Origin of the sequence: Micromonospora sp. M71_S20 (assembly GCF_003664255.1) — a bacterium.
In the GTDB taxonomy this organism is placed as follows: Bacteria; Actinomycetota; Actinomycetes; order Mycobacteriales; family Micromonosporaceae; genus Micromonospora.
Genome location: NZ_RCCV01000001.1, coordinates 4,644,190 through 4,656,792 on the forward strand (window position 1 = coordinate 4,644,190; position 12,603 = coordinate 4,656,792).

Below are 12,603 nucleotides of genomic sequence, written 5' to 3' on the forward strand. Positions count from 1 at the left end.
ATCGCGGTGTGCTCCGAACCGGCGCCGGGGCGGCCGGACCCGGGCCGGACCTGGGCGCATCCGGGGCGGCGGGGAGGAGGGGAACGGCCGAGGCCTCAGGCGACGGGCCGCTTCAGGTGGTAGCGGTGCACCTCGGTGCTGCCCTGGACGTTGTTCACGTCCTCGGCCGCGGAGACCAGTTCCCAGCCCTCCCGGCCGGCCCGGTTGAGGTGCGCGATCGCGGTGTCGCCGTACGCGGTGATGTCCCGGCGCGACCCGTCCGGGCCGTACCAGATGAAGCTGACATGGAAGTTGCGGCCCTGCCCCTGATAACGGCGGACCAGCAACGCGTACTCCCAGGCGACCATGGCGTCCATTATGAGTGTCCATCCAGGACGGCGAAACACGGGCAGTCGCGCTTTGCCGTGCGGTGAACGCGGTGTGTCATCCCACCTCGACCGTCGCCGCCCGGCGGGCCGTCTCGTCGGCGACCAGCGCGGCCAGCCGGTCCAGCCCGAGATCGATCTGGTCCGGGGTGACGGCGCTGACCGACAGCCGCAGCGCGTCGACCGGGGCGCCGTCGTCGTAGAAGTGCGCCATCGGCGTCCAGAGCAGCCCGTACTCGCGGGCGGAGCGGTGCAGCAGGGCGTCGTCGACACCGAACGGCACGGTGACCACGACGAAGAACCCGCCGGCCGGGACGTTCCAGCGCACCGGCGAGGTGCCCACCGGGAAGCGCCGGGCCAGGCCGTCGACCAGGTGGCGCAGGTTGCGACCGTACGCGGCCCGCTCCCGGACGGTGGCCGCCGCGAGGCTGCACCCGTGCTCCAGCAGCGCCCCGCCGACCACCGCCTGGGCGATGGCCGAAGTGTTCACCGTGACCATGCTCTTGATCTTGGCGAGCTGGTCGGCGAGCAGCCCCACCGTGCCGTCGGCGCCGGCGACGCGCTGGTCGGCGACCACATAGCCCACGCGCGCGCCGGGCAGCACCGTCTTGGCGAACGAGCCCAGGTAGACCACCCGCCGCGCGGTGTCCAGCGCCTTGAGCGTCGGCGTCCGACCGGCGTCCGAGGCGGGAAAGAGACCGTACGGGTTGTCCTCCAGCAGCAGCAGGTCCTCCTCGGCGGCCAGGTCGAGCAGCCGCCGCCGGTCGGCGGGGCCGATGCTGGTCCCGGACGGGTTGGCGAAGTCCGGCATCACGTAGCAGGCGCGTGGGCGCAGCCCCGCCGCCCGGGCGAGGCGCACCTGCTCGCGCAGGTCGGCCAGGTCGATTCCGGCCGGGCCGCCCCGCACCGGCCGCACCGGCAGGTCCAACAGCCGGGCGGCGCCGGTCAGCCCGACGTACGTCGGGGCGACGGCGAGCAGCACGTCGCGCGGATCGGCCCGCAGCGCCCGCAGCACCAGGAACATCGCCTCCTGGCAGCCGACGGTCACCACGATCGCCTCCGGGTCGACCGTCATCCCCTCGTCGACGGCGAGGTTGCGGGCGACGAGGTGGTGCACGATGCCCTTGGTGCGGCCGTACTGCAACAGCGTCCGCTGCACCTGCGCGGGGCTCTGCCCGAGGTCGTCGGCCAGGTGCCGGCGGAACCTCTCCAGGTGCCGGTGCAGCGCCGCGACGTCGAAGAACTCCTCGTACGGCCGTCCGGCCGCCAGCGACACCGCGTCGGGGTAGTGCTGCGCCACCTCGTTGAGGAAGTTCATCGAGTTCAGCGCCGGGTCGTCGACCGCCGGGTGCAGGTCGGCGACGTGCAGGTCCACCGGGTCGGCCACCGCTCAGCCCTCCGTCAGCACGCGCAGCTCGCGGGCGGCCTGCGGGTCGGCGCAGCCGGCCAGCGCCAAGGCGTCGCGGAACTCGCCGGCCAGCAGCTCGAGCGCCGTCCGGGCCCCGGCCTCGCCGCCGGCGGCGAGCGCCCACAGCATCGGCCGGCCGACCAGCACCCCCCGTGCGCCGAGGGCGAGCGCGCGCAGCACGTCGACGCCGTCGCGCACGCCGCTGTCCAGCAGCACCTCGCACCGGTCGGCCACCGCCGCCACCACCTCCGGCAGCATGGTCGCGGTGGCCGGCGCCCCGTCGAGCTGCCGGCCGCCGTGGTTGGAGACCACCACGGCGTCCGCGCCGGCGGCCACCGCCAGCTCCGCGTCGCGCGGGTCCAGCACGCCCTTCACCACCAGCGGCAGGGCGGTACGGCCGCGCAGCCACTCCAGGTCGGCCCAGGTCAGCGCGGGCGCGAAGACCTCGCCGGTGTGGGCGGCGATGGCGGAGACCCCCGGGGTGGCGGTGTGCGCGAGGTCGTCCCGGCCGGCCGGCAGGTTGGCCGCCACGACGTGTGGCGGGATGGCGAACGCGTTGCGCACGTCGCGCCGCCGCGGGCCGAGGATCGGCACGTCCACGGTGACCGTGAGCGCGGTGCAGCCCGCCGCGTGCGCCCGGTCCAGCAGGTCGGCGACCAGGCCCCGGTCGCGCAGCCAGTAGAGCTGGAACCAGACCGTCGCGCCGGTCTCCGCGATCTGCTCGATCGGCACGCTGCCCAGGGTGCTCGCCACGTACGGCACGCCGGCCGCGCCGGCGGCGGCGGCCAGCGCCAGCTCCCCGTCGGGGTGCACCAGCCGCTGGTACGCCATCGGCGCCACGGCCACCGGCATGGCGTACGACGCGCCGAGCAGCCGCGCCTCGGTGCGCGGGGTGTGCACGCCGCGCAGCACCCGGGGCAGCACGGCCACCCGGTCCAGCGCGCGGCGGTTCGCGGCCAGCGTCGTCTCGGCGCCGCTGCCACCGTCGACGTAGTCCCACACGTCGGGCGGCAGCACCGCCCGGGCCAGCCCCGCGAAGTCGGCCAGGCTGGCCGGCGACGGCTGCGCCACCGGCAGGTCCGACTTCGGCAGCACGCCCTCCACCATCACCGGTCTCCCTTCCCACCGGCGCCGCCCCCACTGGCGGTCGCCGCACTGCCGGCCGATGCGCCGTCCGTCGCGCCAGCGGCAGTCGCCCCGGCGGTCGCTCCGCTGCCGGCCGGTTCGCTGCGCGCCTCGCCGCCTGCCGCCAGGCCGGGGGCTCCGCCACCCGCCGCGCCGCCACCCGCCGCGCCGAGCCGTGCGCGCAGGAACGCGGCGGCCTCGTCCTGGGCGCGCCGGCCGTCGTCGAACACCGCCGGCATGGCGAAGAAGCCGTGGATCATGCCGGCGTACCGGGTGAGGGTGGTGGGCACCCCGGCGTCGCGCAGCCGGTGCGCGTACCGCTCCCCCTCGGCGCGCAGCGGGTCGTGCTCGGCGGTGATCACCAGCGCCGGCGGCAGGCCGGTCAGGTCCGCAGCGAGCAGCGGCGACGCCAGCGGGTGCCGCGCGTCGGCGGAGTCGCCGAGGTAGTGGCGCCGGTACCAGGCGACCGAGCGGCGGTTGAACAGCAGCGGGTCCTCGCCGTCGCCGTCGGGTTCGGCGCTCTGGTCGGTGTTCGGGTACACCAGCAGCTGGGCGGCGAGGCGGGGCCCGCCGCGCTCGCGGGCCAGCAGGGTGACGGCGGCGGCGAGGTTGCCGCCGGCGCTGTCCCCGCCGACCGCCACGCGCCGCGGATCGACGCCGAACTTCTCCGGGTGCGTGGCGAGCCACCGGGTGGCCGCGTGGCAGTCGTGCACGGCGGCGGGGAAGGGATGCTCCGGGGCGAGTCGGTAGCCGACGGTGACCACCTGGCAGGGCACCGCGTTGGCGAGGCGCCGGCAGATGCCGTCGGCGGTGTCGACGCTGCCCAGCGTCCAGCCGCCGCCGAAAAAGTAGACCAGGGTGGGCAGCCGCCCCTCCCCCGCCGGCCGGTGGATCCGCACCGGCAGGTCGCCGGCCGGGCCGGGCACGTGCGTGTCGCGTACCTCGTGCACCGGCTCGACCGCGCCGCCGCCGGCGCGGATCGCGGCGAGGTCGGCGGCGCGGGCCTCGGCCAGGCTCTGGGTGTACAGCGGCGGGGTGCCGGCCGCCTCGCGGGCGGCCCGGTACGCCGCCACCTGCGGATGGACGCTCACGCGGGACCTCCTCGGGGATGCACCGTCAGCTTGTCGACGCCGCGCAGGAAGAGGCTGCCGCTGTACGTCGGCGCCTCGGCGACGGCGAGCCCGGGGAAGCGGGCCAGCAGCCGGGGCAGCGCGAGCCGACCCTCCAGCCGGGACACCGCGGCGCCGAGGCAGAAGTGCGGGCCGGCACCGAACGCCAGCGACGGCGGGCCGCTCCGGCGCGGGTCGAAACGGTCCGGGTCGGGAAAGCGGGCCGGGTCGCGGTTGGCGGCGGCGAGGATCAGCAGCACGTTGCGGTCCTGCCCGACCGGCACCCCGCCGACCTCGGTGTCGTGGGGCGCGGCCCGGGCCAGGAAGTGCACGGGTGCCTCCAGCCGCAGGATCTCCTCGACGGCGCCCCGGGTCAGCGCGTCGTCGCCGGGCAACGCGGCGGCCACCTCGGGGTGGGCCAGCAGCAGCGGCAGCCCGTTGGAGAACATGTAGACGGTGGTGACGAAGGCCGCGTTGAACAGCACGATCAGGTTGCTGACCAGCTCGTCGGCGGTCAGCTCCACGTCGCCGGAGTCGACCGCCTCCACCAGCGCGCTGACCAGGTCGGCGCCGGGCCGGCGATGCCGGTGGGCGATCAGTTCCGCGTAGAAGTCCCGCAGCTCGGCGGCGGCGGTGTTGGCGGCGGCGAGGCGCTGCGGGGTCGTGCCCGCCACGTCCAGGAACTCGTCGATGCGCTCCACCCGCTGCCGGTAGAAGTCCAGCTCCCCGGCGGGGATGCCGATGAACTCCGCCATCACCAGGGCCGGCAGCGGGTACGCGAACTCCGCGACGAAGTCGAGGCCGGCGTCCCCGGCGTCGGCCATCCGGTCCAGCAGCCCGTCGACGACCCGGTGCACGGCCGGCTCCAGCGCGCCCAGCCGGCGCGGCGTGAAGGTCCTCGCGAACACCGCCCGCATCCGGGTGTGCTCCGGCGGGTTGACGAACATCATCGAGGTCTGGAGGGTGCGCAGCACCTCGTGCTCTCGCCAGCCCGGCGGGGCCTGCTTGTACCACCGCGGGTCGCGCAGGACCTGACTGACCAGGTCGTAGCCGACGGCGACGGCGGCGACCGAGCGGTGCTCGGCGCGCGCCGGCACCGGGCTGACGGGCCCCAGGCGGTGCAGGGCGGCGTAGCAGGGGTACGGGTCCTGCCGGCCCTCGTCACTGTAGAGACGGGTCAGCAGCTGGGTGACGTCCACGGTCCTCCGGTCCCCCATCGACGGCGCCGCGGGCGGCGGGGGGTCGCCCGCCGCCCGCGCCGGTGTCACAGGCCGAGCAGTCGCAGCGGTACGGCGTTCGCCAGCGCCTGGTTGCCGGCGTCGTTCGGGTGGATGTGGTCGCCCGAGTCGTATGCGGGCAGCAGCCGGCTCGGCTGCGCCGGATCGCGCAGCACCCGGTCGAAGTCGAGCAGCCCGTCGAACTCGTCGCTGCCGCGCAGCCACGTGTTCACCGCCTGCCGGGTGGCCTCCTTCTCGGGCGTCCACACCCCCGGGTTGCCGTGCCCCTCGTACGGGGTGAGCGTCGATACGAGGCTGCGCAGGCCGCGCGCCTTCACCTGCTGGTTGATCTGCCGCAGTGAGGCGATGATCTGCTCGGCGGAGTCGCCCGACATCCAGACGTCGTTGATGCCGAGGTGGGTGATCACGGTCCGGGCGTCGGTCTGCGCGAAGACGTCCTCGTCGAGCCGGGCCAGGGCGTTGGGGCCGAGCTCGTGGTAGCCGGGGAAGCCGCCCGCCCCGGGCTCCGGGCCCTCGTGGTTGAGCCGGTTGCCGGCGAGGCTGAGGTTGAGCACGCCCGGGGTGCGTACGTCCGGGCGGGCGTCGATGAGCCGGTCGGCGAGCAGATCGGGCCAGCGCCTGTTGGCGTTGACGGTGCTGCCGTTGCCGTCGGCGATGGAGTCGCCGAAGACCACCACCGAGCCGGGGCTGTGCCGGCGCTGCACGTCGATGCCCGACAGGAAGAACCAGCAGCAGTTCGGCCGGATCGTGAACCCGGCCCCGCCGGCGGCGGAGGTCAGGTCGGTGGCGCCGATGAAGTTGGTCTGCCGGGACTGGCCGTGGAAGGTCACCGGCCCGGTCGGGGTCGGGAAGTGCACCGTCAGCACCAGGTCCTGCTGGTCGCCGACGGGCAGCGCGACGGGATCGCTGACCAGCTCGGCGCCGCGGTTCATGGTGGCCGAGGTCGCGCCGCCGAAGGTCAGCGTCCGCAGGGTCGAGGTGTCGATGTCGGACAGGTCGTCGGGGGTCGCGGTGTTCGGCTTCGCGACGGTGGCGCGGCCGACCCGCACGGCCTGCTCGCCGTACGAGTTGCTCAGCCGGACCCGGAACCGCTCTCCGCCGACGGTGGTGTGCACGACCATCCGTACGCTCTGGTCGTTGAGGCCGTTGTTGGTCAGGCCGGTCGCGTTTCCCCTGGTGACCGCGGCGGCCCAGCTGCCCGCCCAGACCGTGCGTTGGTGGGACGCCTCGGTGTCCGACGGGCCGGCGCTGGCCACCATCGCCGGGGTGCCGGCGACGAGCAGGGCGGCGGCGGACGCGACGACATGCCATCTCTTCGGAGTCGACATTGAACCTCCATCGTTGGCAGCCCAGGGCCGTCCGCTGACGGCACCGCCTGGACGATGGTCCAGAAACCTAGCCGTCCCGTTTCACGACCGTCAATCAACCTGATCGACGCGATCAAATGTCCTCCGGTCTGGCCGGAGCGCCGTTCAGGCCCTGTCCGGTGACAGCTGGTGGTACCTACGCTCACGGACGGCGGCGGTGCGGTCGCCCGACCGCCGCGCCGTCCCGGGCTGCCCGGCACACGGCCACACTTCTGCGGCGAGGGGGCTGTCGGATGACCGACCGACCGGAGCGACGGGCCGGCTACGTGCACCGGGCGCTGGAGCTGTTCGCGGGCTTCGGCGACCGGGAGGCGCTGGTCGGAAACGGACACCGGCTCAGCTACGCCGAGGTCGCCGCGCAGGTGCGCGGGCTGGCCGCGACCCTGCTCGGGCACGGCGTACGGCCGGGGCAGGCGGTGCTGCTCGCGCTCGGCAACCCGGTGGAGGGGCCGCTGGCGCAGCTCGCCCTGCACCTGCTGGGCTGTCGGACGATGTGGGTCGCCCCGGTCACCTCCCGCCGGGAGGTCGACGAGTTCGTCCGGCTGGCCCGTCCCGACGCGTTCGTCTACGACGCCCGGGACCCGACCGGCCTCGGCCCGGAGCTGGCCGCCGGGCTGTCCGGCGTACCCGTGCTCTGCCTCGGCCCGGGTGGCGCGGGCCCGGACCTCCTCGCCGCGGCCGCGCGCGCCGGGGCGGTCGAGCTGCCGGCCGAGGTGCCGGCGCCGGAGTCCTTCCTGCAGACCAGCGGCACCACCGGCACCCCGAAGCTGGTGCACCACCGGGAGAGCTTCTACGCGCAGATCCTCGCCCTGGCCGCCGACTTCCGCGCCGCCGGCCATCCGCCGCTGCGACACCTGTCGCACTCGCCGATGTGGCTGGCCAGCGGCCAGATCACCACGCTGTTCAACCTCTTCACCGGCGGGGTGCTGTTCCCCCGCGACGGCTGGGATGCGGCGCGGTTCATCGCCACCGTCGACCGGGAGCGGATCAACTCGACCTTCGTCACGCCGCCGATGCTCTACGAGGTGCTCGACCATCCGGCGCTGGAGGGCGCGGACTTCTCCGCCATGTTCATGTTCAACGTGGGCGCCGGGCCCGCCGCGCCCGCCCGCCTGCGCCAGGCCATCGCCCGCTTCGGGCCGGTGCTGCGCATCGTGTACGGCCTCAGCGAGGCCGTCGTGGTCACCGCCCTGCCGGGGTTGACCGACGACCCGGCGTACCCGCAGCGGCTGCGCTCCTGCGGGCGACCCTACGGCGACGTACGCGTCGAGGTCCGCGCCGAGGACGGCACGGTGCTGCCGCCCGGCGCCGACGGCGAGGTGTGGGTGCACACCGACCTGCGCTTCGCCGGCTACCACGGCCAGCCCGAGCTGACCGCCGAGACGCTGGTCGACGGCTGGGTCCGCACCCGCGACGTCGGGCACCTCGACGCCGACGGCTACCTCTACCTCGTCGACCGGTTGCAGGACCGGATCCTCACCCGGCGGCGCAGCTGGCCGATCCACTGCCGCCCGATCGAGGACGTCCTGGCGGGGCACCCGCAGGTACGGGCGGCGGCGGTGATCGGCGTGCCGGACGAGGCGGCGGGCGAGCTGCCGTACGCCTACGTGGTGCCGGCGCCCGACGCGACGGTGACCGCCGGGGAGCTGATCGACCTGGTGACCGCCGAGCTCAGCGACACCTGGGCGCCGGGCGGGGTGGAGTTCGTCGACCGGCTGCCGCTCAACCGCTCGGCCAAGGTGGACAAGCGCGCGCTGCGGGCCCGGTACGCGGCGGACCACCCGTCGTCGGTCGAGCACCCGGAGGCGTCGATCGGCAGCCTGGCGTGACCCCCCGGCGGGAACTGACCGTCCTGGTCGCCGCCGACCTGATCTCCAACCTGGGCAGCCGCATCTCGGTGGTGGCCATCCCCTGGCTGGTGCTGGAGACCACCGGCAGCCCGGCGAAGATGGGCGCGGTGGTCGCCGCCGAGACGCTGCCCTACCTGCTCTCCAGCGCCCTGGGCACGCCCTGGGCGGACCGGATCGGGCTGCGCCGCAGCTCCATCCTGGCCGACGCCGGCAGCGCCGCGCTGATGGTGGCGGTGGCCCTCACCCCGTGGCTCGGGTTCGGCGCGCTGCTCGCCCTGGTCGCCCTGGTGGGCGCGCTGCGGGGCGTCGGCGACCGGGTCAAGCACGTGATGTTCCGCCCGGCCGCCGAGGCCGCCGGGGTCCGGCTGATCCGGCTGACCTCCGTCTACGACGGGTTGGGCCGGCTGGTCACCCTGCTCGGCGCGGGGCTGGGCGGGCTGCTCGTCTGGTGGTTCGGGGTGACGCAGGCGCTCCTCCTCGACGCCGCCAGTTTCGCCGCCTGCGCCCTGCTGGTCGGCCTGCTGGTCCGCCCGCCGGCCGAGGCGTCGGAACCGGCGGCGCCGGAGCGATACCTGCGCGCGCTCGCGGGCGGGTTCCGTCACCTGGGCCGCGACCGGATGCTGCTGACCATGCTGCTGGTGATCTCGGCGCTGAACATGGTGGTCAACGCGAGCGTCGCCGTCTACATCCCGCTCTGGGTGGCCGACGTGCTGCGCGGCCCCGCCGGGCTGGGCCTGGTGCTCGGGGCCTTCTCGGCCGGCGCGCTGCTGGGCAACCTGCTGTTCACGGCGTTCGGCCCCCGGCTGCCCCGGTACCTGACCTTCGTGGTCGGGGCGGCGGTCGGTGGCGCCCCACGGCTGCTGGTCCTGGCGCTGAGCGAGGAACTGGCGGTGGTGCTGACGGTGACGTTCGCCTCCGGCATCGGCATCGCGGCGGTCAACCCGCTGCTCGGGGTGGCGATCTACGAGCGGGTGCCGGCCGCCCTGCAGACCCGGGTGATCGGGCTGGCCGGGTCGCTGGCGTTCGCGGGCCTGCCGCTGGGCGCGCTGCTGGGCGGCTGGTCGGCCACCGCGCTCGGCCTCGTACCCGCCCTGCTGGTCATGGCGGCGTTCTGCCTCGTCGTCACCCTGCTGCCGCTCCTGCCCGGACTGCGTCCACGGCCCACCGCCGCGCCGGCCGGGCGGGCGCCGGGTGTCGTGGGTCGGGCGTAGGGTCGGGACATGGCCACGTGGGAGGACGTACGCCGGATCGCGCTGGGTCTGCCGGAGACGGGCGAGCACCCGTCCTACCAGGGGGCGCCGGCGTGGAAGGTCCGCGACAAGGCGTTCGTCTGGGAGCGACCGCTGCGCCGCGCCGACCTCGACGCCCTGGGGGTGGCGGCGCCCGACGGTCCGGTCCTCGGCGTACGGGTGCCGGACCTGGGGGCGAAGGAGGCGCTGCTCGCCGACGACCCGGCCGTCTACTTCACCACCCCGCACTTCGACGGCTACCCGGCGGTCCTCGTCCGGCTCGACCGGATCGACCCCGACGAGCTGGCCGAGCTGATCGTCGAGGCTTGGCAGGACCGGGCGCCGAAGCGGCTCGCGGCGGCCTACCGGGCCAAGCGGCAGGCGTAACCCGACCAACGCACCGTTCCCGCTGCCGTCACGGCTCACCCGGGGTCGGGCGACGGACCCTGTTCCGCACGTCGGGCGTGGGCTAGCGTGCCGGCATGCCATCGAAGTTGACCGAATCGACGGATCCGTGGTGCCTGCGCGGCGGGGAGAGCGCGGCGCTGCTGCGCGACCACCCGTGGCGGCGCTTCGCGGTGCTGGGCGACAGCGTGGCCGAAGGGCTCTGCGAGGCCACCGACGGCTATCCCGACGTGCAGTGGGCCGACCGGATCGCCGCCGAGCTGCGGGCCGTCCGGCCCGAGCTGGCGTACCTCAATCTGGGCCTGCGAGGGTTGCGGGCGCACGAGGTGCGCGCCGCCCAGCTCGCCCCGGCGCTGGCGTTCCGCCCCGACCTGGCGCTGGTGGTCTGCGGCGGCAACGACGCCTTCGGGCGGGGGTACGACGCGGACGCGGTCGACGCGGAGCTGACCGCGATCATCGAGGCGCTACAGGCCGCCGGCGCGGACGTGATCACCGTCGGCATGTTCGACGTGTCGCTCAGCCCGGCCGTGCCCGAGCGGCACCGGGCCGGCCTCGGCGAGCGGATGCGGCGGCTCTCGGCGCACACCGGGGCCCTCGCGGAACGGCTCGGCACCCTGCACGTGCGCCTCACCGACCATCCGCTCACCGCCGACGCGTCGATGTACAGCAGCGACGGCCGGCACGGCAGCGCCCGCAGCGACGCCATCGCCGCCGCCGAGACCGTCCGCCGCCTCGGCGCCCACCTTTCGAGCACCCGACTGGGGTAAGGATCGGCCGAGGTCCGGTGCCGACCTGTCGGGCGTACGGTGATCGCCGAGTTGACGCGCGGCGGTCCGGTGCCGGCCGGCGTGGCGCACCTGGCCACCCTTTTCGGCCTGACCCGCTGACCGTGCCTACGCCCGACGTACGGGTCCACCACACGGGCACCATGAGGGGCGGACAGTCCCCCGCCCGCCCCTCCCCCGTCATGGCATCCGGTCGCGGCTCACTCCCAGCGGAAGTAGCGGGCCGCGAACCCGCCCAGCACGGCGGTGAAGGCCACCATCACGGCCAGGTGCAGCAGCGTGGGCCACGAGCCCGCCCAGGCGTCCTGCACGGCCAGGGACGCGGCCCCCAGCGGGGTGAAGTCGGCGATCTTCCGCACCAGGTCCGGCATCTGCGGCCCCGGCGTCCACACCCCGGCGAAGAACATCATCGGGAAGTAGATCAGCTGGCCCACCCCCGACGAGGCCCGGGCGCTCGGCGTGACCGCCGCCACGAGCAGCGCGACGGCGCACATCGCGCTCGCCCCGAGCGTGAACGCCAGCACGAGGCCGACCGCGTTGCCGGGCGGCGGGACGTCGAAGACGGTCGCCGCCACCAGCCAGGCCAGGCCGCAGGCGAGCAGCAGTGCGCCGACGTTCACGGCCACCTGCGCGACGAGCAACGCCGTTGGCGAGACCGGGGTGGTCGCCAGCCGGCGCAGGACGCCCCGCTCGCGGTAGCTGGCCACCACGGCCACCAGCGTCACCATCGTCACCGTCGCGATGGCCAGCGTCATGGTGATGGGCAGGTAGACCTCCAGGGGAAGGCGGCCGTCCAGCTCGTCCGCCGGCTCCCGGATCCCCGGCATGGCCAGGCCGAGCACCAGGATCAGCAGGGCCGGGAACGCGATGGCGAAGAACGTACCGACCGGATCCCGGAGAAACAGCTTCGCCTCGACGCGGACGATCTTGGCAAGGGCGCTCATCAGTTGCTCCTGGCAGAGGTGAGGGCGAGGATCGCGTCCTCGAGGGTGGGTCGTTCGACGCCGGACACCTGGGCACCGGCGATCAGGTTGCGGGGAGTGTCGACGGCGACGACCCGGCCGGCCGCGACGACCGCCAACCGGTCGCACAGCCGCTCCGCCTCGTCCATGAAGTGGGTCACCAGCACGACCGTGACGCCCCGGTCCCGGACCTGCCGGACCAACTCCCACGTGTCCCGCCGCGCCTGCGGGTCCAGCCCCGTGGTCAGCTCGTCCAGGATCGCCACCGACGGGTTGCCGACCAGCGCGAGCGCGATCGACAGCCGCTGCTTCTGACCGCCGGAGAGCTTCGCGAACACCGTGTTCCGTTTGGCGGCCAGGCCCAGCTCGTCCATCAGCGCCCGCCAGTCGGCCGGATGCGGATAGAACGAGCTGTACAGGTCGAGCGCCTCCCACACCTTGATCCGATCCGGCAGTTGGCTCTCCTGGAGTTGGATGCCCAGCTTCCGACGCACCGCCGCGCGGTCCCGGCGCGGGTCCAGCCCCAGCACCCGTACCGATCCGGAGTCCGGGGCCCGGAGCCCCTCGATGCACTCCACGGTGGTGGTCTTGCCGGCGCCGTTCGGGCCGACGAGCCCGAAGATCTCGCCCTCGTCCACGCTCAACGACACGTCGGCGACGGCGATCTGGTCGCCGTACTGCTTGCGTAGGTTCGTCACCTCGATGACTGGCATGCCGACGACGGTAGGAATCTCGCAGGCCCGGGAGAATGGGCTCAACT

General features: G+C 74.6%; 10 protein-coding genes and 2 pseudogenes. 4 read left to right on the forward strand and 8 right to left on the reverse strand.

All coding sequences use genetic code 11. From position 1 onward, the window contains the following. Nucleotides 1-95: 95 nt before the first annotated feature. From DER29_RS19930 to DER29_RS19955, 6 genes and pseudogenes are all read right to left on the reverse strand, one after another. Nucleotides 96-356 (reverse strand): hypothetical protein, encoded by a 261-nt coding sequence (locus tag DER29_RS19930; RefSeq protein ID WP_121398707.1) that lies wholly within the window; start codon nucleotides 354-356, stop codon nucleotides 96-98. Nucleotides 357-423: 67 nt separating this feature from the next. Continuing rightward, complete coding sequence (locus DER29_RS19935; protein ID WP_233599952.1) at nucleotides 424-1,752, reverse strand: PLP-dependent aminotransferase family protein; 1,329 nt, start codon at nucleotides 1,750-1,752, stop codon at nucleotides 424-426. A gap of 3 nt (nucleotides 1,753-1,755) precedes the next feature. Next, on the reverse strand, nucleotides 1,756-2,880 hold the full coding sequence (locus DER29_RS19940; protein ID WP_121398708.1) for an alpha-hydroxy acid oxidase: 1,125 nt from the start codon (nucleotides 2,878-2,880) through the stop codon (nucleotides 1,756-1,758). A 191-nt stretch (nucleotides 2,881-3,071) separates the two neighbouring features. Further along, nucleotides 3,072-3,989 (reverse strand): annotated as a pseudogene (locus DER29_RS19945) (alpha/beta hydrolase); the annotation flags it as partial. Beyond that, nucleotides 3,986-5,224 carry a cytochrome P450 gene (locus tag DER29_RS19950; RefSeq protein ID WP_121398710.1) on the reverse strand — a complete coding sequence of 413 codons (1,239 nt, stop codon included), beginning with the start codon at nucleotides 5,222-5,224 and terminating at the stop codon, nucleotides 3,986-3,988. The pseudogene DER29_RS19945 and the gene DER29_RS19950, both read right to left, overlap by 4 nt. 47 nt (nucleotides 5,225-5,271) lie before the next feature. After that, nucleotides 5,272-6,573, reverse strand: a complete 1,302-nt coding sequence (locus DER29_RS19955) for an SGNH/GDSL hydrolase family protein (RefSeq protein ID WP_121398711.1) — start codon at nucleotides 6,571-6,573, stop codon at nucleotides 5,272-5,274. Between the two features lie 272 nt (nucleotides 6,574-6,845). Between DER29_RS19955 and DER29_RS19960 the strand changes: the two genes are divergently transcribed. The 4 genes from DER29_RS19960 to DER29_RS19975 all read left to right on the forward strand — a co-directional run bounded on the left by DER29_RS19960 (nucleotide 6,846) and on the right by DER29_RS19975 (nucleotide 10,863). After that, nucleotides 6,846-8,441 carry a class I adenylate-forming enzyme family protein gene (locus tag DER29_RS19960; RefSeq protein WP_121398712.1) on the forward strand — a complete coding sequence of 532 codons (1,596 nt, stop codon included), beginning with the start codon at nucleotides 6,846-6,848 and terminating at the stop codon, nucleotides 8,439-8,441. Beyond that, nucleotides 8,438-9,673 carry an MFS transporter gene (locus tag DER29_RS19965; protein ID WP_121398713.1) on the forward strand — a complete coding sequence of 412 codons (1,236 nt, stop codon included), beginning with the start codon at nucleotides 8,438-8,440 and terminating at the stop codon, nucleotides 9,671-9,673. Before DER29_RS19960 ends, DER29_RS19965 begins: the two co-directional genes overlap by 4 nt. A gap of 9 nt (nucleotides 9,674-9,682) precedes the next feature. Further along, a complete protein-coding gene (locus DER29_RS19970) occupies nucleotides 9,683-10,078 on the forward strand; it encodes an MmcQ/YjbR family DNA-binding protein (protein ID WP_121398714.1) in 396 nt (131 codons plus the stop codon). A 95-nt stretch (nucleotides 10,079-10,173) separates the two neighbouring features. Next, nucleotides 10,174-10,863, forward strand: coding sequence for an SGNH/GDSL hydrolase family protein (locus DER29_RS19975; RefSeq protein ID WP_121398715.1), 690 nt, complete (start codon nucleotides 10,174-10,176; stop codon nucleotides 10,861-10,863). A 218-nt stretch (nucleotides 10,864-11,081) separates the two neighbouring features. On the opposite strand, the gene DER29_RS34225 is transcribed toward DER29_RS19975, so the two are convergent. Then, nucleotides 11,082-11,825, reverse strand: a complete 744-nt coding sequence (locus DER29_RS34225; RefSeq protein WP_158619062.1) for an ABC transporter permease — start codon at nucleotides 11,823-11,825, stop codon at nucleotides 11,082-11,084. A 29-nt stretch (nucleotides 11,826-11,854) separates the two neighbouring features. Next, nucleotides 11,855-12,556 (reverse strand): annotated as a pseudogene (locus DER29_RS34230) (ABC transporter ATP-binding protein); the annotation flags it as partial. Between the last annotated feature and the right edge of the window lie 47 nt (nucleotides 12,557-12,603).

What these genes read in the sequence shown, in the direction of transcription:
- DER29_RS19955 (WP_121398711.1), bottom strand. Translation starts at nt 6,573, where the DNA reads ATGTCGACTCCGAAGAGATGGCATGTCGTCGCGTCCGCCGCCGCCCTG.
- DER29_RS19975 (WP_121398715.1), top strand. Translation starts at nt 10,174, where the DNA reads ATGCCATCGAAGTTGACCGAATCGACGGATCCGTGGTGCCTGCGCGGC.
- DER29_RS19950 (WP_121398710.1), bottom strand. Translation starts at nt 5,224, where the DNA reads ATGGGGGACCGGAGGACCGTGGACGTCACCCAGCTGCTGACCCGTCTC.
- DER29_RS34225 (WP_158619062.1), bottom strand. Translation starts at nt 11,825, where the DNA reads ATGAGCGCCCTTGCCAAGATCGTCCGCGTCGAGGCGAAGCTGTTTCTC.
- DER29_RS19970 (WP_121398714.1), top strand. Translation starts at nt 9,683, where the DNA reads ATGGCCACGTGGGAGGACGTACGCCGGATCGCGCTGGGTCTGCCGGAG.
- DER29_RS19930 (WP_121398707.1), bottom strand. Translation starts at nt 356, where the DNA reads ATGGACGCCATGGTCGCCTGGGAGTACGCGTTGCTGGTCCGCCGTTAT.
- DER29_RS19960 (WP_121398712.1), top strand. Translation starts at nt 6,846, where the DNA reads ATGACCGACCGACCGGAGCGACGGGCCGGCTACGTGCACCGGGCGCTG.
- DER29_RS19940 (WP_121398708.1), bottom strand. Translation starts at nt 2,880, where the DNA reads ATGGTGGAGGGCGTGCTGCCGAAGTCGGACCTGCCGGTGGCGCAGCCG.